Below are 19,667 nucleotides of genomic sequence, written 5' to 3' on the forward strand. Positions count from 1 at the left end.
TAATTTTTTTCAGGAAGTCTTTTTTGAAATCTAAAATTTCCCTTAATTCAGGCATTCCAAAACGCTATGAACCTAATAAACCCACAAGAGCTCATCTCCAAAATGGAAGGGGTGGTAGAAATAAAGAGCTACCTGAATAAAATCAAAATCATCAAAAACCTTTATCTCAAAGGAGCGAATACAGCCAGCGAGATCTGCAGCGAAGTGGGGATCTCCCTCCCTACCGTCAATGCCCTGCTCGCAGACCTGATGAACTCGGGCGAAGTGATCAAGCAAGGCCGAGCAGAGTCCCAAGGAGGCAGGAAACCAGACCTCTATCGCTTGGCAGAAAACGCATTTTATGTGCTGTCCGTGGACCTTTCCAAGTTTAACATGCACCTGGCGCTCTATTCCTGCACGCATGAGCTTGCCTATGAGAAAGAGGACCACAAGATCATCCTCAACAATGAGAAGGAGACTTTTGACCAGCTGTGCGACTTGATCGAGAGCTATCTGGAGAAGACCAAGATCCCTGCCGAAAAGGTCATCGCGATCGGATTTTCCATGCCAGGTCTGGTAGACTCCATCGGAGGAGTCAACTATACCTACCTTAGATTTGGGAAAAAGACGCTGCTGGAAAACCTGGAGGCCCGATTCCAGAAAAAAATCTTCCTGGAAAACGACGCCCGCGCGATGACTTTGGCCGAATTCAAGTTCGGATCGGTGCACAACCACAAAAACGTACTGGGCATCTTCATAGGCTGGGGAATTGGTCTGGGCGTGATCATCGACGGAAAAATCTACCACGGAGCCTCAGGCTTTGCCGGGGAGTTTTCCCACTCTCCCATCTTCGAGTCCAGGGACGTCACCTGTACCTGCGGCAAGAAAGGCTGCCTGGAATCGGTCTCCTCGGGTACCGCTATCGTACGCATGGCCGAGGACGCCATCAAGCTGGACAAGGACAGCATCCTTGCCCGGATGGTGAGAGATCACCAAGGAGAGCTGGAGCCAGGACTGGTGGTAGAAGCCGCCCTCGCCGGCGACCAGCGTGCCATCACCATCCTATCGGAAGCAGGCCTGGACTTGGGTCGTGGCATCTCCATCCTCATCCAGCTGCTCAACCCCGACCTGATCATCATCGGTGGGTCGGTGGCGGAAGCCAACCAATACCTGATCACCCCTATCCAGCAAGCACTCAATATCTACAGCATGGCGAAGTCCCGCGAAAAATCACAGCTGGCGCTCTACCAGCTCGGCAAGGACGTAGGCCTGCTCGGCGGCGTGGCCGTGGTCAATGAAAAACTCTTTGACGATGTGATCAATCGACTCGGATAAAAGCAGCCGATCTTCAATTTTTTATAATTGGTTTTCAGCTACTTGACACTAGAGATAAAGGGCAGGCAGGCTCCGAGCATGGCTGCCCTTTCTCCCAACTCTCCCACACGCACATCCAGGGCTTGCCCCCTCCCATCCAAATAGGCACGGGTGTAGGGCAGAAACCGTTCGGATGCAAGCGAGATTTTCCCTCCCAAGACCAGGCCCGTAAGCTGCATTTCTGCCAAATAGGGGTAAAGAAACTCGCCCAGTGATTTCCCAAACTCGGAAAGAACCCCTTCTTCCACCTCCCGGCCAAAGCCTCCGGAAAGAAGCTCTTTCATGCCCGTGACTCTCGCTCCAAACCTCTCAGCTGTGTATCTCCTGATCCAGTCCGTCCCGAGATAGTCTTCCGCGATCCCGTCCCGAAAGGGAGCCGTCCATAGCTTGGCATCCCACACCTTCTCACCGACTTTAAACGCGGAGCCTAGCCCCGTGCCGAGCGTAAGACCAACCGAGTTTTTAAATCCACGCCCCGCACCGGCCAAGCTTTCCCCCAACAAAAAGGCTTCTGCGTCATTGGTAAAGGAAATATGGGCGGGATCAATCCCCAGACTTTCAGCCAGTAGGTCTTTCACCGAAAGTCCATAGAGCGCCTTCATTTTCCCCTGATCTATCATCAGAGAAACCCCATTCGGATAGTCAAAAGGGCCCGGCATGGCGATTCCAAGCCGAATATCTCCCTCTGATCCCGCGGCCTGCCTGACTAGGTCGGCCCAAGCCTTGACGATCTCCCCGGCGGACTGAAATGTATCCACATCGGCCTCACAGGGCTTGGAAATTTCGGCATCGGTACCATCCCAGAGAATCCGGGCAACGGAAGCATGGGAGCCTCCTATATCCATTCCAAGTAGTTGCATTTCGATTTGCTTGTCTTCGAGGCTGAATTTGTGGAGAAAAAAGCCAAAACAAAAGGCAAAAGCCATTCAGTACTGAAGTGATTTGTCTAAACCGCAGAAAATCAGGCAAGCCTACCATCCAATCAACCAAGCTCGGCAGAGGCTAAACGCCGTTCTGATCAATCGAAGACATCGGTTATATTTTCATTCAAAACCTTACTCCCATGAAAACCTTTAGCCCCAGTCATCAAAGCCCATTCGAGCTCTATGAATTCTCCGGTTCGGTAGAGGAATCGGGCAAAAACATGGAAACCCAAGTCTACGGAGGCGGAGGAGGCGGCGCCACTTACCGGGGAACCGGCGGCACTGCGCCCGTATCGATCTCATCGCGCACCATCGTCCACGACCAGCTATTCCTTTCCAATGCCATCACGGGAAAAGAACGGGCGTTTCAGCTTCAGGACTTCAACCTCGCTGCGAGAAAGGGAAATTTGCTCACCGTATTCTGGGGTATTCCCTCCGGAAAAAGTTCGGGCTCTTACATCGCGGTCAAAAACCACAGCACCGAGCAGACCTTCTACGCCGACAAGGAGCTCAACAAGCTCTTCATCAAAGGCTGGATTCAGATCATCCTTCTGGCCATTGGCGCCATCTTGCTACTCTCTGGCATTCTCGGGGGATCGGGACTGATATTCGTCGCCCTTGGAGGCGGGGGATTGTTTTTTGCCTGGAAGAGATGGGACACAGCGAAAAAAGAAATATCGGATTTCAAGGCTCATGTCAGCAATTTCACGCTGGACTAGCTTTGGAAGTGGTGCGGATTGCATCCCTCGGCTTTCGGAGGTAGCTTTGGGCAAGTTCATGAGATGAATCTCCAAGCCTTCCAAAATGCCCTTCTTCAGCGACCAGACTTTCCAAAACCTCCAAGCTTCAGATTTTCAGCCCGGCGAATATGACTCCTGTACCTTCACCGGATGCAACCTTTCCAACCTGAACCTCCATGGCTCCAGCTTCGAAAACTGCACCTTCAAAAATTGTGACCTGAGCAACGCCAAAGTATCCGGGGTATCGCTTCAGATGGTCCGTTTTGAGCACTGCAAAATCCTCGGCGTGCATTTCAACTCCGCCAATCCATTTTTGCTGGAGTTCCACTTCGATGGATGCCAGCTGGACTACTGCAATTTCTTCAACCTCAAGCTCAAAAAATCGGTTTTCAAAGCCTGCAGGCTTTTGGAGGTAGATTTTTCGCAGGCGGACCTCGGCGGGGCGAGCTTTGTGGGCTCAGACCTCAGCGGGACTGTGTTCGACCGCAGCCAGCTGGAGAAAGCTGACTTTCGCGAAGCGCTCCACTACCGCATCGACCCAGAGACCAACAAGATCAAAGGAGCCAGATTTGATCTGGAGGGCCTGCCGGGACTACTGGGAAAGTGGGGGATCAAAATAGATTAAAAGAGAAAGCCGGATCTATCGACCCGGCTTCCCTTTGCTTTTTATGATTATCAGCTTTTAAGCCTGTAGGCAGCCGAGACAATCCGAAAGAACGCTAAAGTTGGGGCTTTGCCCTACTTCGGTCTTCGCCTGCGCGCCGTGGCGTGGTCATCGGTCTTCCAGCCCTATTCAAGAAGCAAATTCGCCAACTGGCAAGATTGCGGATAACCATGTTATTTTTTCATATACCCGTCTCTGACCGACTTAAACTCCGAACCTTCCTTCCAGCTCGGCCACTTGTCCGAGTTGGCGAGTGACTTGCCGACGTTGAAGAGCAGCTGCACATCGTCCACTGCCCCGTCGAGGTTCCACCGCTCAGGGTCGTACTCCTCGTTTGGCTTGTGGTAGTAGTTGGCCGTGTAGTCATCCTGCAGCTGCTTGCCATACTCCTTTCCTTTTTCGACATGGTCTATGCCCGTGCCAAAGTAGAGCGCAGGAATGCCCACTTTGGCAAAGTTGAAGTGGTCGGATCGAAAGTAGTAGCCGGCTACCGGATTGGGTTCCGGAGCGCTGTAGCGACCCAGTTTTTCCAGTTCCACATTCAGCAGATCCTCCATCTCAGACTGGCCCACGCCGATGATGGAGACGTCCTTCATCTTTCCATAGGGATTGATGCCGTCCATATTGATGTTGGCGACGGTTTTCTCCACCGGATAGATGGGATTTTGGGCGTAGTAGGCCGAGCCCCAAAGCCCCTGCTCCTCCGCTGTGACAGCGAGAAAGACGACCGTCCGCTCCGGCTGGGCAGCTGTCTTGAAAGCCTTGGCCAGCGCCAGCAGCGCGGCAGTCCCAGACGCGTTGTCCAGCGCGCCATTGTAGATCGAATCCCCGGTCTCGTCTGGCTTTCCGATACCAAAGTGATCCCAATGCGCGGAGTAGATCAGGTATTCCTCAGGCCGGGTTTTTCCGGTCACTTTGGCGACGACGTTTTTGGAAACGTTGTAGTTGGCCTCTACTTGGATGGATGCCGAGGCGGACACCCCCATCGAGACGGCCTGGAAGTCCGACTTTCTCGCCTTTGCCAACATCTCGGAGTCGGTCATCCCTGACATTTCAAAAAGCTTCTTGGCAGTAGGCAGCGTGATCCAGCCTTCAAAGCCCAGCTTGTAGGGCTCCTTGCCGCGATCGTCGAGGTAGAGCTTGGAGGCTTTCCAGCTGTTTTGGATCACGTTGAAGCCATAGCCCGCCGGGATGGTGTTGTGGATGATCAGACATCCCGCAGCGCCTTGCCGGGCGGCTTCCTCGTACTTGTAGGTCCAGCGACCGTAATAGGTCATCGTGTTGCCTTTGAAAAGGGAGGCATCCTCCGTCCCAAAGCCTGGGTCATTGACCAGGACGACTACGATCTTCCCCTTGACGTCGATGTCCTGGTAGTCATTCCAGCCGTATTCGGGCGCCACAATGCCGAAACCCGCAAAAACCACCTCGGCGTCCTTCACCTCCACCAGCGAGTCGGTCCGCTGTGTCCAGATCACAAAGTCCTGCAGCCCCTGCACCTCCAGGTTTCCCTTGGCCGAACTGAAGGTCATTTGCTCCGAGGGTTGGGAGAAAATCGAAACCATCGGCACGTCCTGGAAATAGGAATCGCCGTTTCCCGGCTCCAATCCCATGCTTTTAAACTCGGTTTCAAGAAACTCGGTGGTGATCTCTTCCCCTTCGGTGAAAGGCATCCTCCCCATAAACTCGTCTGAAGAGAGCTTGATGAGATTGGGCTCCAGATCGGCTACCTGAAAGGTATAGCCTGGCTTTTTGGGTGCTTGGCAGGCCACAAGCCCGGCGGAGATCGCCAGGGCTGCGAAAAAGGTCTTTTTCATAAGTCTGATTTGGGTTGGTGGAGATAAACTGCTTAAAGACCCCAAGATAAAAATTTTAGCAGTTGATTTCCTGAGGCATAGGGGCAAAATGGCAGAAAGCCCTTGGATCGGGCAAAATTTGACTTACCTTTGTGGCCTAGCGGCACGACCAGCTCCTGCTGAATCCCCCAGGTCCGGAAGGAAGCAAGGGTAGGCGGTTGTAGCGGTGCGATGCCGCTTCTTTTTTTGCCCTAAATTTTCCAAATACCCCACTTTTTGGAATTCCTAATCCTGATTTAAATTCTAACTTTGTCCGTTAGCCTTTGCTGACGCATTCTCAACCTAAGGCCTTTTGAACAAGTCTTAACAAAAAACCTATTCCCATGAAATTCTTTATTGACACCGCCAATCTCGACGAAATCCGCGAAGCCTACGACCTGGGCGTATTGGACGGCGTGACTACCAACCCTTCCCTGATGGCCAAAGAAGGCATCAGCGGAGACGCAAACGTAAAAGCCCACTACAAGGCTATCTGCGATATCGTGGACGACAAAGTAAGTGCGGAGGTGATCTCCACGGACTTTGACGGCATGATCAAGGAAGGCAAGGAGCTGGCAAAAATCGACGACAAGATCGTGGTGAAAATCCCGATGATCAAGGACGGCGTAAAGGCCCTGAAGTACTTCCACAGCGAGGGCATCCGCACCAACTGCACGCTCGTGTTTTCCGCGGGCCAGGCTATCTTGGCTGCGAAGGCTGGCGCGTCTTACCTTTCCCCATTCATCGGCCGACTGGACGACATCTCCTACGACGGACTGGAGCTGATCGGGCAGATCTCCCACATCTACCAAAACTACGGCTTCGAGACCGAGATCCTCGCAGCGTCAGTGCGCCACACCATGCACCTGATCAAGTGTGCTGAGATCGGTGCCGACGTGGTCACCTGCCCACTGAAAGTGATCACCGGATTACTGAAACACCCCCTGACCGATTCGGGTCTGGCACAGTTTCTGGCTGATCATGCGAAGGCAGCCGGAAAATAACACTCACGGGAGGCTGTTTCTTGCAAGATGCAGCCTCTTTTTTTAACACCACAGCATGTACATCATCAAGGTAAAAGGAAAAGCCAAAATCCCGGACTACATCCAGATCCGGGACGAAAACTTCGTTTTGGTCGCTTACTTCAGGGCTGACCGGCCGCTGAAAAGCATAGAAAAATTTGGGCTGGCAGGCAGGGAAAGCCAGCTTGAGGAAGTGATCAAAAACCTACCTTTCGGCAAACTTCAAAAACTAGAACTCTAAACCATGGATTTCAGTACCCAACCTGTGCTTCAGGTCACGCAGGCCACCATCTTCCAGGGAGACAGCCCCGTGCTATCGGACATCAATTTTGCCGTGGAGCAGCACGAGTTCGTGTTTCTCATCGGACGGACAGGCAGCGGCAAAAGCTCCCTACTCAAGACCCTCTATGCAGACCTTCCCCTGCAATCCGGACTGGGGGAAATCGTGGGATACTCCCTCACCAAGATAAAAAACAGCGAAATCCCCTACCTCAGGAGAAAAATCGGAATCATCTTCCAGGACTTCCAGCTCTTCAGCGACCGCACGATACGCGAAAATCTGTCTTTCGTCCTGAAAGCCACCGGCTGGAAAGACACCTCCAAGATCAAAGAGCGGATCAGCGAGGTATTGATCCAAGTCGGGCTGACCGACGCCCTCCAAAAGATGCCCCACCAGCTCTCCGGCGGAGAGCAACAGCGTGTGGTCATCGCCAGAGCCCTGCTCAACGAACCCTCCATCCTCCTGGCTGACGAACCCACCGGAAACCTGGACCCGGACGTCGCCGATGGAATATTTAAGCTCTTTCAGGAGATCAACAAAAAAGGAACCGCCATCCTGATGGCCACGCACAACCATGAGCTGCTTCGCAAGTTCCCCTATCGCGTCCTGAAATGCGAAAACGGAAAGCTCCTTGACAGCAAACTTCATGACATTTCCTTCAGCTCTTCCTTCTGAAGCCCAAAAAGAACCACCGCCCGACAAAACAACCGCACACCCGAGGCCGTTTTGAAAAGGCTAACATATCAACCATGAGACTTACCAAACCAACTCTATTGCTTCTGGCGGCGGGCTTGGCATTTTCCTGCCAACCCGAAGACGAACTTCCACAGGTCGATCCGGCTTCCAACCAAGCGGCCAACCGCTGGATACTCGATGTGATGGAGGAGGTTTATTATTGGCTCGATGATCTCGGAACCCCCATCTCGGAGAGCTCCGACCCGGCGGATTACTTCGAAGCCCTGCTCAACCGGCCCACGGATCGATTTTCGGTGATCTATCCCGACTATCAGGAGCTGATCAATGCGCTCAGTGGAGTCAATCTGGAGGCTGGATATGAATTCATCCTGTACCGAGAGAGCTCCGAGGCCAACAGCAACGTGTACGCCTCGGTCTCTTATATCAAGAAAAACAGCCCCGCTTCCAATGTCGACCTCAAGCGTGGCGACATCATCAACAAGATCAACGGCACACAGCTGACGATGAACAACTACTCCGAGCTGCTCGGGGCCACAGCGGGCATGCACACGCTCTCCTATGCCAGATTCAGCGAAGCCAGCAATGCCTATTCGCCCATGCCTGACGTGACGCTTACCGCAGTGCAGCTGGCAGAAAACCCGAACTTTCTCGACACGGTCTACACCATCGACAATGAGAAAATCGGCTACGTGGTGTACCACTTCTTTGCCCCTGGGCCGAGCGCAAACAACACCTCCTACGACACCGAAATGGATGGTATCTTTGCCAGCTTCAAAGCCGAGGGCATCGACCATCTGATCGTGGACTTTCGCTACAATGGTGGCGGATACGTCTCCTCGGCGGTCAATCTGGCCAGCCTCATCGCGCCGGGCGTGGGAAGCACGAGTGTTTTCTCAAAAACCAAGTACAACAACTATCTCATGGATCAGTTTTCCGAACTGAGAAACGTGCAGACCCCCTTCCTTGCCAAGACCCAAAATCTCGGAAACACACTCTCCGACAACCGGGTCTATATCCTGACCTCCTCTAGGACCGCCTCTGCCTCGGAGCTGATCATCAACGGGCTAAAACCCTACATGGATGTATTCCTGATCGGTGACGTGACTACGGGCAAAAATGTCGGCTCGATTCCTTTTGAGGACGAAGAAAACAGCCAAAACGAATACGGCATCCTGCCCATCGTCTCCCAAAGCTTCAATAGCCTCGACCAGTCTGACTACACCGCAGGCTTCACGCCAAACATCACCGTAAAGGAAACACAGGAACGCCTTCGGCCCTTTGGCGATATAAACGAGCTCCTGCTGCGAACGGCCATCTCCCAGATCACGGGCGTGCCCTCGGGGGCAAGATTTGAGCAGCTCAGCCGCCAGGATATCGGCAGCTCGCTGGACGTCCAGATCCGCTCTGGTATCCAGATCGAGGCCCCACTCCAAAAGTAACCCACAGCCCCTTCTAGGGGCTTTTTTATTGTCTTTTGCCGCGCTTGCCAAGAGCAAAATACCACCAAGTCACAGATTAACAAATTGTTAAGTATCCGGTCATGGGTTCATACTTAGCCGCGACAACTTTAAATTCGAGGCATGGAAACTGCAGCGTCATTTTTGATTCTTTTGGTCTTGTATTTTCTGGGAGGGCTTGCGGTCGTGCAGCTCGTGGTCAAGCCGGTCAGAAAATTGGTCCCCAACGCCAACGGGCAGAGCAAGCACTGGGAGACAAACTATTCGAAACTTTTAGCCATCAGCCTGCTGCTCTCCATCGCCACCGCCACCTTGGCTCTTTTTATTTTCCCCTGAGAAAACAAAAAGCCGGCTCATCGGCCGGCTTCAAGGACATCTAGAGTGATTCAGATCAGTTGGTCTTCTTCAGGTTTTCTTTGGCCTGATCAAACGCGGGATCCATTGCAATGGCCTCGTTGAAAGCGGTTTTGGCTTCCGCCTTGGAGTTTTGATCCAGGTAGATCAAGCCTTTCAGGTTAAGTGCGGCTGCCTTCATGCTGATCTGCTGGGTCTCGGTCTGCGACTTGGGAAAGCCGATCTTTTCGTCTGCCTTGGCATTTTTCACCAGCATGGTCACGGAGTTCATCGCTTCTTCATAGCGCTTCAGGTTGTACTGGATAAAGCCGGACTTGTAAAGGCTGAAGTTGTCCCCAGTCAGCAGGTAGAGGCTTTCGAAGTGGGGCAAAGCCCTGTCCAAAGCGCCCAGTTGCTCCAGCGAGTAGGCGGCGATCTCGAGAGCGCCGATATTTTTGTCATTTACCTTGAGGATATCCATGGATACCAGCGCCGCGGAAGCATACTGCTGGGCGTCAAAATACAGGTTTGCCAAAGCTTCGCGATAGCGCATGTCCTCGGGATTTCTCACCATGAGGTCAAAGAGTTTGGTCTTGGCAATGCCGACGTCGCTGTAGGACATGGCGATCTGGTAGGCTGCCTGGTCGGTCGCGTTGAGTACGGCTTTCAGCTTTGGATCCAGCTTGGGCAGGGAGTCGTTGGTTTGGGCAGTGAGATTTCCGGCACAGAAGGCCAGGAGCAGCAGGATTAAGGTGCGCTTCATTTGTTAATCGTTGTTTTCTTGGTGATGTGAATTGTCGTCTACAGGAGCGATGCCTTTTTCACGGGCAATGTCAAACATGAGTTTTCGGGCAGCTTCTGGATTGTTTTGGATTTTGCCCTCCAATATAGCTTCTTTTATTTCTTCCTTGATTTCCCCGATGATTTTGGACGGAGGAAGGCCAAAAATCGCCATGATTTCCTCGCCGCTGACCGGAGGCTGGAAGTTTCGTACCTGGTCTTTCTCCTCCACCTCTTTGAGCTTCTCCTCTACCTTGTCAAAATTGTCCAGGTAGCGCTGGACTTTCTTGTTGTTTTTGGAGGTGACGTCCGCCCGGCAGAGCTTCATCAGGTCGTCGATGTCATCCCCTGCGTCAAAAAGCAGCCTTCGCAGCGCCGAGTCAGTCACCTCATCCTTCACCAGCGCGATGGGGCGAAGGTGGAGCCTCACGAGCTTCTGCACGTATTTCATGCGCTCGTCCATGGGCAGCTTCATCCTGCGAAAAATACCCGGAGTCATGCGGGCGCCTTTGTCCTCATGGCCGTGGAAAGTCCAACCCACCTTGGGGTTGAAGCGCTTGGTGGCAGGCTTGGCGATGTCGTGCATGATCGCTGCCCAGCGGAGCCAGAGGTTGTCCGTCATCACACAGACATTGTCCAGCACCTGGAGCGTATGGTAGAAATTGTCCTTGTGCGACTTGTCATCCACGGAGTCCACGCCCTGCAGGGCGACCATTTCCGGGAAAAACTCCTGGAGTAGCTTGGACGCAAAGAGCAATTTAAACCCATAGGAAGGCTTGGGAGTCTTCACGATCTTGTTGACTTCGTCGATGATACGCTCGGCAGAGATGATCTTCAGCCGGTCGGCATTTTCCGTGATCGCAAAAAAAGTGTCGGGGTCGATGTCAAAATTGAGCTGCGCGGCAAAGCGGACCGCCCGCATCATGCGCAGCGGATCGTCCGAAAAGGTCACCCCAGGCTCCAATGGCGTCTTGATGGTCTTTCTTTTGATATCGCCTATGCCGTCAAAAGGATCCACCAGCTCGCCATAGTCCTCAGCATTGAGCGAGACAGCCATCGCGTTGATCGTAAAGTCCCTGCGCTCCAAATCCTCCTGCAAAGTACCGTCCTCGACGATAGGCTTGCGTGATTCCAGGCGATAGGATTCCTTGCGCGCGCCGACAAACTCCAGCTCACAGTCCTCGAGCTTCAGCATGGCGGTGCCAAAGTTTTTGAAAACGGAAAGCGGCACATGCGTGTCAAAAGACTTGGCGACTTCCTGCGCCAGGCTGATTCCGCTTCCCACACAGGTAAAGTCTATGTCCTTGCTGGGACGGCCCAGTACCAAGTCTCGGACATAGCCGCCCACCACGTAGGACTTGATGCCCAAACGGCCAGCTGCCGCGCCCACTTTTTCAAATATGTCGTGCTCGTCCAGCCTCGATTTGAAATTCATCCGGTGATAATTTTGATGTCGCCCTCAGGGCCCAGAAACATTTCTTTGGTATTGGGTCCCAAAAGGGGAAAATAAAGATCAGTACTAAAATCCGCCTCTCCGGAACCAATCCTGGCCAGAACAGGCTGGGATATGGCGAAAAGCAGTTTGTTCCAGTTGGAATCCCGAATCAGGGAAAAGCGGATGTTGCCATCCCGCAGGGGGGCTGTCTTCAGCACCGGATTCACCGGGCTGTGGTAGATCGTAGGCTTGGTCGCAAACTCCACCACATCCAGCGACACTTCCGAAAAAGGCTCACATACAGACCGGATCTGGAACATGTCAAACAGGAGAAAAGTCCAGTCCTCCCCCATTTCGGCTTGCCAAGACTCGCTTTTCAAAAGCGTCAAGGTCTTGCCGTTTCCCTCTTTGATAGTCACCTGCCCTTTGTCACGAAAGGTTTTTACGATTGCCTGCTGATCCAAGTGATTTTGAATTTTGGCGTAAAAATAGTCAGATTATCTTGCCCGAGCCGCTAAAATCTAAAACACAAAAAAACCTCCCCGGAATACGGAGAGGCGAAAGGGCAGTCTTTAGCGTGGTTTAGCTTACTCTTTTTCCAGCTTTCGGTTGACAAAAAAGCTGGTCACCAGCCCGAGTCCGCCGAAGATGAAAATACTTGCCGGGAAGGACACGTCGTCATCCATTCCTGCCTGCTCCAGAGCCGCTCCGACCAGCACACCGATGCCGATACCGATGGCCAGCAGGGCCAGATTGAGGATGATAGAGCCTATGCCGTTCTTTTTGCCGGTGTTGAAGAGCGAGGCATCCGCCCCCTTTTCGATGAGCGCCAGTCGCTCCTTGTTTCTTGTGGTCAGGTAGACGTACACTACGCCAAAGATGGAGGAGAAAACGATGAGCGGGATGAGGATGTCTTCTTGCATGTGGTTTTTGGTTTGTTTGTCCTTTGGATGCGGGGTGGGCAAAAAAGGTTACAAGACACTTTAAAAAAAATTGCTGTAACTTCTTTGGCGGTATCCGCATCTAAGCTTTTGAATGCAATTCCTGGAAGACAACCACTACATCGAGCTAGCCCGCCAAGGCGACACGAAGGCTTTTGGCTCTCTGGTGCAAAAACACCAGCGCCTGGTCTATACCTTGGCACTCCGGATGCTGAAAAATACCGAAGAAGCACAGGAAGCCGCGCAGGACACCTTTGTAAAGGTGTACCAATCGCTGGGCAGCTTTGAGGGAAAGTCGAAGTTTACTACCTGGATGTATCGGGTAGTCTATAATGAGTGCGCCGGAAGGCTGAGAAAAACCAAAAGGCAGCTGACCTGGATCGAGGACCTGATGGAAAAATCCGGCGAGCCAGCGGACTTTTTGGACGGACTGGAGATCTTGCAGCGCGATGAGCGGGCAGCGCTAGTAAAAAAGGGAATCGAGCTCCTCACCCCGGCGGAGGCCGTGGTCTTGACCCTGTTTTACTTCGAAGAACTCTCCATCAAGGAAATCGTCTCTATCACCGGACACACCGAGTCCAACGTAAAGGTGCAGCTCTTTCGCGGAAGGAAGCATCTGGAAGAAAATCTGAAAAAACTGTCAAGCAAAGAACTAATTGGCCTGCTATGAAAGAAGAAAAAGCCACCTCCCAAGACTCCCTGAAAAAATGGATCGTCGAAGCAGGAATGGATTCGCCTGGAGAAGACTTCCACCTAGCGGTATTGAAAAAAATCGAGTCCCTACCCCAAGCCGCTCCCGCCTATCGTCCGGTCATCGCGCCCTGGGCCTGGATGCTCATCTTGGGACTGGTGTCCCTGATTGTCGCCGGAAGCTTCCTTACTTCTGCCTCTCCCTCTTCCCCAGAAGCGGACCTGCTGGCGGAGAGCTTGCAGCGACTGAAGCAGACTTTGCCCAACTTCGGAGGTCTGGGATTGACTTTGCCTTCACTCCACTTGAGCCCTCCCTTTGTCATCGGGGTACTGGCTTTTTTTATATTGGGTTTTATCGCGATAGCCGGTCCGCTCAGGCGAAGACAGGAAGCTATATAAAAACAAAAAAGACAGCAATGCTGTCTTTTTTGTTTGATGCCATTGGCTAAATTAACCTTTCAACCAGTTAATAAAAGTCTGATAACCAACACCAATTTCTCTAGCGAAAGCTGCTTTGGTTTTTTTGCCGGCAGCTTCTACTTTTTGCCACTCTTCTACAATTTTGCTCTTCTCGGCGTCAGAAAAAGATCTTCTTTTGCCAGTTCCTTTGGATGAAGAACCACCGCTCAATGCAGCAATCAGATCATTCAATTCGCTTACAAATTTACCGTCTGTCAAAAACAAACCAGCCGCTTCCAGCTTCTTGATCACCTCGTCTTTTGGATTTACGGGAGTGACGGCAATGCCTCTTGCAGCAGCTTCATGCAAGTCGATTTTCTTTCCTTCAGAAGTTACATAGATAAAGCCCTCTGTTCTTTTTAGATCAGCGATAGCTTCTTTAATTAGTTCTCTCATTTTCGTAAAGATTAATATGTATCAATATAAATCCCCGAAAGATATCAATTGATTTTTATTCGATAAATAGATTTAATGAATATTTACAAATTAATATCCAGGCTATCTCCGAGCACACATCAATTTAAAGAATAAGAAAGCAACCAGGCTTCTATTAGGTTTCCGGATCCGGTCTTTTTGGCCAACAGGCTAAAGTAAGTTTTCTCCAAATGTGGATCGCAAAACTGCGTTTGGTAGAGACTGAGGTCTTTGCTGGCCAGGAGCTGGGCCAGCATCTCGTGGAAGGAGGCAAATTCCGGCAGCGTGTTTGGGATGCCCTTTGGAGCAAGATCATTGCCCAAGCCCTCTCCACAGTAGGCAAACGTATATCTAGGCTGCCCCTCCGCACCCAACTTGAACAAAACAATAGAGTCACGGCCAGAAGTAAGCGTGGCCACCTCCTCCAGATCCTCGTTTAGCCGGATATCTTCCAGTAGAGACTCGACCAAAAAATACACAAAACGCTTCCATGCCCCAAGTATGGAAGGGCTGAAACCATAATTGTCCACTTCAAAAAACCCGTGTTTATATACTTCCAATTCCCAGTCATTGCTCTCGCATAGCGAATTCAATTCAAACCACTCGCCACCAAATTGCTCCGAAAGAGGCCAAAAACAAACCAACTTTTTTCTCGCTATCACTATTTCATCAAAAACATGTGAATAGATCTTGTTGATCACATTTACATCTTCTTCAAAACGAGTCCAGTCGGTTTGGGAAAATAACCTAACAGGATCCAATGCAAACGCTTCCACATTGCTTGTTGAAAAACCGAAAGGCTCCTGACCGCCTTCATCTGACAGGTGATCTACCAACGCAATACTTTTGTTTCTTAAGTCCATGACCGTGCTTATTTAATTTTTCTATTATATTCTTAATCCACATTTTGAATCCTATGCTTCCTACTCACTGACAGCTAATTGGTAAAAAAACAGCTGTCAAAAGAAAAGAAATCAGGGATTACTCAAGTCCCTTGGAATCATGAATCTAAGGTAAGCCAGTACTTCCAGTCAAAAAACCAATTGACATATATTGTCACGAAATACTTTGTCGTAATCCCTCGTCCGCATGGAGCTAAAAAGGGAGAATCCTCAAAAATGAAATCAGAGAACAGAAGCCAAGTCAGGAAATTTCCCTAATTTTGAGCCCCATAAGATTCCAACCAAAATCATCCTTCTCCATTCTTATGGGCTCATCCACCAAGTACATTTTCATCACCGGAGGTGTTACCTCGTCTCTCGGCAAAGGCATCATCGCTGCATCTTTGGGCAGACTGCTGCAAGCCAGGGGCTTCTCTGTGACCATCCAAAAATTTGACCCCTATCTCAACATCGACCCGGGGACGCTCAACCCCTACGAACATGGGGAATGCTACGTGACCGATGACGGTGCCGAGACGGACTTGGATCTGGGGCACTACGAGCGGTTCCTAAACGTCACCACCTCCCAGAGCAACAACGTCACCACCGGAAGGATCTACAACAACGTCATCACCAAAGAGCGCAAGGGTGAATTCCTCGGCAAAACCGTCCAGGTCATCCCCCACATCACCGACGAAATCAAGGCCAACTTCTACAAGCTGGGCGAAGACGGCAAATACGACGTGGTCATCACCGAAATCGGCGGCTGCGTGGGCGACATCGAGTCCCTGCCCTTCATAGAGGCGGTGCGCCAGGCGCGATGGGACCTGGGGCCAAACAACTTTTTGGTGATCCACCTCACGCTCATCCCTTACCTCAGCGCTGCCAAGGAACTGAAGACCAAGCCTACCCAGCACTCCGTGAAGCAATTGCTGGAGGCCGGTATCCAGCCGGATATCCTCGTGTGCCGCACCGAGCACCACTTGCCGCAGGACGTCAAGAAAAAGCTGGCGCTCTTCTGCAACGTGCAGCTCAACAGCGTGATCGAAGCCATGGACGCCGAAACCATCTACGATGTGCCGCTGCTGATGAAAAAGGAAAAGCTCGACGAGCGGGTCATGTCCAAACTCAAGCTGACCTCCAAGTCAAACACCGACCTGGAGCACTGGAAGGATTTCCTCGGCAGGCTGAAAAACCCAACCCAGGAAGTCACCATTGGCTTGATCGGCAAATACGTGTCGCTGCCCGATTCCTATAAATCCATCATCGAATCCTTCACCCACGCCGGCGCGGCAGTGGAGTGCAAGGTACACCTCAAGCTCATCTCTTCTGAGGAAATCCACAACGACAACATCGAAGCCAAGCTGAGCGAGCTGGACGGCATTTTGGTCGCTCCGGGATTTGGTGAGCGGGGCTTTGAGGGAAAAATCGAAACTGTCCGCTACGCCCGAGAAAACAAGATCCCGTTCTTTGGGATCTGTCTGGGCATGCAGGTGGCGGTGATCGAGTTTGCCCGCAACGTGATGGGACTGGCAAGCGCCAACTCCACAGAGATGGATCCAGCCACAGCCTATCCTGTGATCGGACTGATGGAAGAGCAAAAGAAAATCGACCAAATGGGCGGAACTATGCGACTAGGTTCGTATGCTTGCGACCTCAAAAAAGGAAGCAAGGCTGCCCAGGCCTACGGCAAGACCAAAATCCACGAGCGCCATCGCCACAGATACGAGTTTAACAACGACTATCTGGAGCAGGTGGAAGAAGCCGGACTGCTTGCCACGGGCAAAAATCCGGACACCGGATTGGTGGAGATAGTAGAGCTGAAAAACCATCCTTGGTTTGTCGGCGTACAGTTCCATCCAGAGTACAAGAGTACAGCCCTGAATCCTCAGCCGCTGTTTGTCAAATTCATTCAGGCAGCAATAGACGTCAAAAAAGTAAAGTAATCCCGTAGCGCTAAGTCCCTTAGCCACGAAAAAAACACCTATGGATAGAAATCAAGCAACGGGTTTGATCCTGTTTGCAGCGGTGATCTTGGTCTACTCGCTCTTTTTCGCGAGCAGTCCCGAGATCCCTGCTGTAGAAGAACCCCCACAGCAAACCGAAACGCCCGTTTCGGCAAATGTTCAGGAATCCTTTTCAGAAACCACCCTGCCAGACAGTCTGGTAGACGCCCAGCGAGTCGCCCAATACGGCGCCTTGGCTCCCCTTACCTCCGGTGTCGAGGAAGACATCGTGTTGGAAAACGACCAGGTCACCGTGACACTTTCCACCAAAGGCGCGGCGATCAAGTCGGTAGTGCTCAAGGAATACAAAAGCTGGGACGGCGAGCCGCTCGTCCTCTTGGACGAAACCAGCTCTTCGATGGCCTACACCCTCGAGAGCAGCAAGGGCTCGCTCAACCTGGCCGACCTCTACTTCAGCCCAAAGCTGAGCGAGACCGACGCTGAGGGAGTAAAAACCAAGGTTTTGACCCTTACGGCGGCCACCGAAGCTGGACAGATCTCCCAGACCTTCTCGCTTGAAGAGGGCAGCTTTGTAGTCAAAAAATCCCTCCAGATCGATCGCTTTCAGGGAGTATTCACCGGCAACGCGCTCAATCTAGCTTGGGAGGACCACATCAAAGCCCAGGAAAAAGACCTGAGCGAGTCCCGCAGACAAACAAAGCTCAACTACTACCTCGCCTCTGAGTCCTACGAAAACCTGGGAGCAGGCAATGATCCCGAGCAGGAGCAGGTAGCCGAGCCGGTGAAATGGATCGGGTTTAGCCAGCGCTTCTTCACGGCAGGAATCATCGCGGACTCTGTGTTCCAAAACGTCAGCCTCACGCAGACCACCCCGACAGACTCCTCCATCGTGCGGACCATGACGGCGTCGTTTGCCATTCCTATGCAAAACGGACAGGCGGACATGAGCTTCTACTTTGGCCCGGACAAGTACAAAACTCTGAAAACCGTGACTGACGGCTTCGAAAAGAACGTCGACATGGGCTACTTCTTCGTCAGCTGGGTCAACAAGTACATCGTCGTACACCTCTTCTCCTTCTTGGAGAAGTATTTCAACAACTACGGCATCATCATCATCCTGATCGTGCTGATCATCAAGCTCGCCCTGTCGCCTCTGACCTACAAGTCCTACATCGGCATGGCCAAGATGCGGGTGATCAAGCCGGAGATCGACGAGCTGAAGGAAAAATACGGCGATGACGCTACCAAGATGCAGCAGGAGCAGATGAAGCTCTTCTCGCAGCTCGGCGTGAGCCCGATCTCAGGATGCCTTCCCCTCCTACTCCAGATGCCCTTCCTTTTTGCGATGTTCTTCTTCTTCCCCAATGCAGTAGAACTACGCCAGGAATCCTTCCTTTGGGCCAATGACCTCTCCACGTACGACGAGTTCATCAAGCTGCCCTTCACCATTCCGTTCTATGGCTCCCATGTCAGCTTGTTTACCTTGCTGATGACCGTGTCGCAGATCATCTACACGCACTTCAACAACCAGCTGACCACGGCCACCGGCCCGATGAAAAACCTCGGCTACATCATGCCGGTGATGTTCATGTTCATCCTGAACTCCTACCCGGCTGGTCTGAGCTTCTACTACTTTGTGTCAAACATCGTCACCTTCAGCCAGCAGGCGGTCATCAAGCTTTTTGTGGACGATGAAAAAATCCGCGCCAAGGTGGAGGAAAGCAAAGCGAAAAACGTCAACAAAAAGAAGTCTAAGTTCCAGCAGCGATTGGAAGAGGCGATGAAAGCCGCCGATGCCAACAAGAGGAAATAAAACCGAAAAAAGGAGCTTTTCATAGAGCTCCTTTTTTCTTGGCCTAGCCTTGGCAAAAGCTCCAACGGCAGCTCTGTTACACGTCTGGTTTTAACCCATTTAACCTTTTTTCACAGGAGTCTTTAGCCAAAAAAAGAAAAACCGACCCAAGGAAAAGACCCGAATTTGATTAATATTGGAGTCAAATTACCCTTTAGCTCAACCATGGGAAAAATAATTGCAATAGCCAACCAAAAAGGCGGAGTGGGAAAAACCACCACTGCAATGAACCTTGCTGCCAGCTTGGCTGTATTGGAGTTTAATACCCTGGTCATCGATGCCGATCCCCAGGCCAACACCACCTCCGGGCTCGGGCACGACCCAAAGGCCATCGACACCAGCATCTACGAGTGCATGGTCGACGGGATCAACGTCCGGGACATCATCCTCAAGACCTCCATCGAGCATCTGGATCTGGTTCCCTCCCACATCGACCTGGTCGGTGCCGAGGTGGAGATGATCAACCTGGAAAACCGGGAAGAAAAGATGAAGGAAGTCATCGCTCCCATCAAGGACCTCTACGACTTCATCATCATCGACTGCTCCCCTTCCCTAGGTCTGATCACCATCAATGCCCTCACTGCGGCCAATTCTGTAATCATACCCGTCCAATGCGAATACTTTGCATTGGAAGGCCTGGGCAAACTGCTCAATACCATCAAGATCATCCAGACCCGGCTCAATCCCGACCTGGAAATCGAAGGCATCCTCCTCACCATGTACGACGTGCGCCTGCGCCTGTCCAACCAAGTGGTGGAAGAAGTCAGGCTGCACTTCAAAAACATGGTGTTTGACACCATCATACCAAGAAATGTCCGGCTCTCCGAATCACCGAGCTTCGGTTTGCCGGTCATCGCATTTGACGCAGAGGGCAAAGGCTCCATCGCGTACCTCAACCTGGCCGGGGAAATAGCCCAGAAAAACGGCCTCCAAAAAGTGACCACGTAA

Annotated in this window: 21 protein-coding genes and 1 other RNA gene; 14 read left to right on the top strand and 8 right to left on the bottom strand. The window is 51.9% G+C overall.

Features of this window, described 5'->3' with window-relative positions:
- The first annotated feature begins 66 nt into the window (after positions 1 to 66).
- A complete protein-coding gene (locus tag J0A68_RS17090) occupies positions 67 to 1,314 on the top strand; it encodes an ROK family transcriptional regulator (RefSeq protein ID WP_206579451.1) in 1,248 nt (415 codons plus the stop codon).
- 38 nt (positions 1,315 to 1,352) lie between these two features.
- On the opposite strand, the gene J0A68_RS17095 is transcribed toward J0A68_RS17090, so the two are convergent.
- Positions 1,353 to 2,213, bottom strand: coding sequence for an ROK family protein (locus tag J0A68_RS17095; RefSeq protein ID WP_206579452.1), 861 nt, complete (start codon positions 2,211 to 2,213; stop codon positions 1,353 to 1,355).
- A 203-nt stretch (positions 2,214 to 2,416) separates the two neighbouring features.
- Between J0A68_RS17095 and J0A68_RS17100 the strand changes: the two genes are divergently transcribed.
- Both J0A68_RS17100 and J0A68_RS17105 read left to right on the top strand, forming a co-directional pair.
- Positions 2,417 to 2,995, top strand: coding sequence for a hypothetical protein (locus J0A68_RS17100; RefSeq protein ID WP_206579453.1), 579 nt, complete (start codon positions 2,417 to 2,419; stop codon positions 2,993 to 2,995).
- An 85-nt stretch (positions 2,996 to 3,080) separates the two neighbouring features.
- Complete coding sequence (locus J0A68_RS17105; protein ID WP_206579454.1) at positions 3,081 to 3,641, top strand: pentapeptide repeat-containing protein; 561 nt, start codon at positions 3,081 to 3,083, stop codon at positions 3,639 to 3,641.
- A 212-nt stretch (positions 3,642 to 3,853) separates the two neighbouring features.
- Here the strand turns inward: J0A68_RS17105 and J0A68_RS17110 are convergent, their stop codons facing one another.
- The gene (locus tag J0A68_RS17110; RefSeq protein ID WP_206579455.1) at positions 3,854 to 5,494 is read right to left on the bottom strand and encodes a M28 family metallopeptidase; all 1,641 of its coding nucleotides are present in this window, start codon (positions 5,492 to 5,494) and stop codon (positions 3,854 to 3,856) included.
- A gap of 136 nt (positions 5,495 to 5,630) precedes the next feature.
- Here J0A68_RS17110 and ffs point away from each other — a divergent pair.
- The 6 genes from ffs (at position 5,631) to J0A68_RS17140 (ending at position 9,303) form a co-directional block, all read left to right on the top strand.
- Positions 5,631 to 5,717, top strand: an RNA gene (gene ffs, locus J0A68_RS17115) — signal recognition particle sRNA small type.
- Between the two features lie 139 nt (positions 5,718 to 5,856).
- On the top strand, positions 5,857 to 6,516 hold the full coding sequence (gene fsa, locus J0A68_RS17120) for a fructose-6-phosphate aldolase (protein ID WP_206579456.1): 660 nt from the start codon (positions 5,857 to 5,859) through the stop codon (positions 6,514 to 6,516).
- Between the two features lie 55 nt (positions 6,517 to 6,571).
- On the top strand, positions 6,572 to 6,775 hold the full coding sequence (locus J0A68_RS17125) for a fructose-6-phosphate aldolase (RefSeq protein ID WP_206569356.1): 204 nt from the start codon (positions 6,572 to 6,574) through the stop codon (positions 6,773 to 6,775).
- 3 nt (positions 6,776 to 6,778) lie between these two features.
- The gene (locus J0A68_RS17130; RefSeq protein ID WP_206579457.1) at positions 6,779 to 7,489 is read left to right on the top strand and encodes a cell division ATP-binding protein FtsE; all 711 of its coding nucleotides are present in this window, start codon (positions 6,779 to 6,781) and stop codon (positions 7,487 to 7,489) included.
- Positions 7,490 to 7,563: 74 nt separating this feature from the next.
- The gene (locus J0A68_RS17135) at positions 7,564 to 8,949 is read left to right on the top strand and encodes a S41 family peptidase (RefSeq protein WP_206579458.1); all 1,386 of its coding nucleotides are present in this window, start codon (positions 7,564 to 7,566) and stop codon (positions 8,947 to 8,949) included.
- 141 nt (positions 8,950 to 9,090) lie between these two features.
- Entirely contained in the window at positions 9,091 to 9,303 is a 213-nt protein-coding gene (locus J0A68_RS17140) for a hypothetical protein (protein ID WP_206579459.1), read from the top strand.
- Positions 9,304 to 9,358: 55 nt separating this feature from the next.
- Here the strand turns inward: J0A68_RS17140 and J0A68_RS17145 are convergent, their stop codons facing one another.
- The 4 genes from J0A68_RS17145 to J0A68_RS17160 all read right to left on the bottom strand — a co-directional run bounded on the left by J0A68_RS17145 (position 9,359) and on the right by J0A68_RS17160 (position 12,438).
- On the bottom strand, positions 9,359 to 10,063 hold the full coding sequence (locus J0A68_RS17145) for a tetratricopeptide repeat protein (protein ID WP_206579460.1): 705 nt from the start codon (positions 10,061 to 10,063) through the stop codon (positions 9,359 to 9,361).
- Positions 10,064 to 10,066: 3 nt separating this feature from the next.
- Positions 10,067 to 11,515, bottom strand: a complete 1,449-nt coding sequence (locus J0A68_RS17150) for a CCA tRNA nucleotidyltransferase (RefSeq protein ID WP_206579461.1) — start codon at positions 11,513 to 11,515, stop codon at positions 10,067 to 10,069.
- Positions 11,512 to 11,979, bottom strand: coding sequence for a hypothetical protein (locus tag J0A68_RS17155; RefSeq protein ID WP_206579462.1), 468 nt, complete (start codon positions 11,977 to 11,979; stop codon positions 11,512 to 11,514). The genes J0A68_RS17150 and J0A68_RS17155 overlap by 4 nt, the downstream gene beginning before the upstream one ends.
- Before the next feature lie 123 nt (positions 11,980 to 12,102).
- The gene (locus tag J0A68_RS17160; RefSeq protein ID WP_206579463.1) at positions 12,103 to 12,438 is read right to left on the bottom strand and encodes a DUF6249 domain-containing protein; all 336 of its coding nucleotides are present in this window, start codon (positions 12,436 to 12,438) and stop codon (positions 12,103 to 12,105) included.
- 112 nt (positions 12,439 to 12,550) lie between these two features.
- On the opposite strand from J0A68_RS17160, the gene J0A68_RS17165 reads away from it, so the two are divergent.
- Together J0A68_RS17165 and J0A68_RS17170 are read left to right on the top strand one after the other, a co-directional pair.
- A complete protein-coding gene (locus tag J0A68_RS17165) occupies positions 12,551 to 13,126 on the top strand; it encodes an RNA polymerase sigma factor (protein ID WP_206579464.1) in 576 nt (191 codons plus the stop codon).
- Complete coding sequence (locus J0A68_RS17170) at positions 13,123 to 13,545, top strand: hypothetical protein (protein WP_206579465.1); 423 nt, start codon at positions 13,123 to 13,125, stop codon at positions 13,543 to 13,545. Before J0A68_RS17165 ends, J0A68_RS17170 begins: the two co-directional genes overlap by 4 nt.
- Before the next feature lie 51 nt (positions 13,546 to 13,596).
- Here J0A68_RS17170 and J0A68_RS17175 read toward each other — a convergent pair whose 3' ends face one another.
- Both J0A68_RS17175 and J0A68_RS17180 read right to left on the bottom strand, forming a co-directional pair.
- Complete coding sequence (locus J0A68_RS17175) at positions 13,597 to 14,001, bottom strand: hypothetical protein (RefSeq protein WP_206579466.1); 405 nt, start codon at positions 13,999 to 14,001, stop codon at positions 13,597 to 13,599.
- A 119-nt stretch (positions 14,002 to 14,120) separates the two neighbouring features.
- A complete protein-coding gene (locus J0A68_RS17180; RefSeq protein WP_206579467.1) occupies positions 14,121 to 14,882 on the bottom strand; it encodes a hypothetical protein in 762 nt (253 codons plus the stop codon).
- 344 nt (positions 14,883 to 15,226) lie between these two features.
- Between J0A68_RS17180 and pyrG the strand changes: the two genes are divergently transcribed.
- The 3 genes from pyrG (at position 15,227) to J0A68_RS17195 (ending at position 19,667) form a co-directional block, all read left to right on the top strand.
- On the top strand, positions 15,227 to 16,846 hold the full coding sequence (gene pyrG / locus J0A68_RS17185; RefSeq protein ID WP_206579468.1) for a CTP synthase: 1,620 nt from the start codon (positions 15,227 to 15,229) through the stop codon (positions 16,844 to 16,846).
- Between the two features lie 40 nt (positions 16,847 to 16,886).
- A complete protein-coding gene (gene yidC / locus J0A68_RS17190) occupies positions 16,887 to 18,680 on the top strand; it encodes a membrane protein insertase YidC (RefSeq protein ID WP_206579469.1) in 1,794 nt (597 codons plus the stop codon).
- 204 nt (positions 18,681 to 18,884) lie between these two features.
- On the top strand, positions 18,885 to 19,667 hold the full coding sequence (locus J0A68_RS17195) for a ParA family protein (RefSeq protein WP_206579470.1): 783 nt from the start codon (positions 18,885 to 18,887) through the stop codon (positions 19,665 to 19,667).

The organism is Algoriphagus oliviformis (assembly GCF_017254915.1).
Classification (GTDB): Bacteria; Bacteroidota; Bacteroidia; order Cytophagales; family Cyclobacteriaceae; genus Algoriphagus; species Algoriphagus oliviformis.

Excerpts from the sequence above, each read along its gene's own strand:
- J0A68_RS17100 (WP_206579453.1), top strand. The coding sequence starts at position 2,417 with ATGAAAACCTTTAGCCCCAGTCATCAAAGCCCATTCGAGCTCTATGAA.
- J0A68_RS17175 (WP_206579466.1), bottom strand. The coding sequence starts at position 14,001 with ATGAGAGAACTAATTAAAGAAGCTATCGCTGATCTAAAAAGAACAGAG.
- J0A68_RS17110 (WP_206579455.1), bottom strand. The coding sequence starts at position 5,494 with ATGAAAAAGACCTTTTTCGCAGCCCTGGCGATCTCCGCCGGGCTTGTG.
- J0A68_RS17105 (WP_206579454.1), top strand. The coding sequence starts at position 3,081 with ATGCCCTTCTTCAGCGACCAGACTTTCCAAAACCTCCAAGCTTCAGAT.
- J0A68_RS17125 (WP_206569356.1), top strand. The coding sequence starts at position 6,572 with ATGTACATCATCAAGGTAAAAGGAAAAGCCAAAATCCCGGACTACATC.
- J0A68_RS17130 (WP_206579457.1), top strand. The coding sequence starts at position 6,779 with ATGGATTTCAGTACCCAACCTGTGCTTCAGGTCACGCAGGCCACCATC.
- J0A68_RS17140 (WP_206579459.1), top strand. The coding sequence starts at position 9,091 with ATGGAAACTGCAGCGTCATTTTTGATTCTTTTGGTCTTGTATTTTCTG.
- J0A68_RS17180 (WP_206579467.1), bottom strand. The coding sequence starts at position 14,882 with ATGGACTTAAGAAACAAAAGTATTGCGTTGGTAGATCACCTGTCAGAT.
- J0A68_RS17170 (WP_206579465.1), top strand. The coding sequence starts at position 13,123 with ATGAAAGAAGAAAAAGCCACCTCCCAAGACTCCCTGAAAAAATGGATC.
- J0A68_RS17165 (WP_206579464.1), top strand. The coding sequence starts at position 12,551 with ATGCAATTCCTGGAAGACAACCACTACATCGAGCTAGCCCGCCAAGGC.
- J0A68_RS17095 (WP_206579452.1), bottom strand. The coding sequence starts at position 2,213 with ATGCAACTACTTGGAATGGATATAGGAGGCTCCCATGCTTCCGTTGCC.
- J0A68_RS17150 (WP_206579461.1), bottom strand. The coding sequence starts at position 11,515 with ATGAATTTCAAATCGAGGCTGGACGAGCACGACATATTTGAAAAAGTG.
- yidC (WP_206579469.1), top strand. The coding sequence starts at position 16,887 with ATGGATAGAAATCAAGCAACGGGTTTGATCCTGTTTGCAGCGGTGATC.
- J0A68_RS17160 (WP_206579463.1), bottom strand. The coding sequence starts at position 12,438 with ATGCAAGAAGACATCCTCATCCCGCTCATCGTTTTCTCCTCCATCTTT.
- J0A68_RS17090 (WP_206579451.1), top strand. The coding sequence starts at position 67 with ATGAACCTAATAAACCCACAAGAGCTCATCTCCAAAATGGAAGGGGTG.
- J0A68_RS17195 (WP_206579470.1), top strand. The coding sequence starts at position 18,885 with ATGGGAAAAATAATTGCAATAGCCAACCAAAAAGGCGGAGTGGGAAAA.
- fsa (WP_206579456.1), top strand. The coding sequence starts at position 5,857 with ATGAAATTCTTTATTGACACCGCCAATCTCGACGAAATCCGCGAAGCC.
- J0A68_RS17135 (WP_206579458.1), top strand. The coding sequence starts at position 7,564 with ATGAGACTTACCAAACCAACTCTATTGCTTCTGGCGGCGGGCTTGGCA.
- pyrG (WP_206579468.1), top strand. The coding sequence starts at position 15,227 with ATGGGCTCATCCACCAAGTACATTTTCATCACCGGAGGTGTTACCTCG.
- J0A68_RS17145 (WP_206579460.1), bottom strand. The coding sequence starts at position 10,063 with ATGAAGCGCACCTTAATCCTGCTGCTCCTGGCCTTCTGTGCCGGAAAT.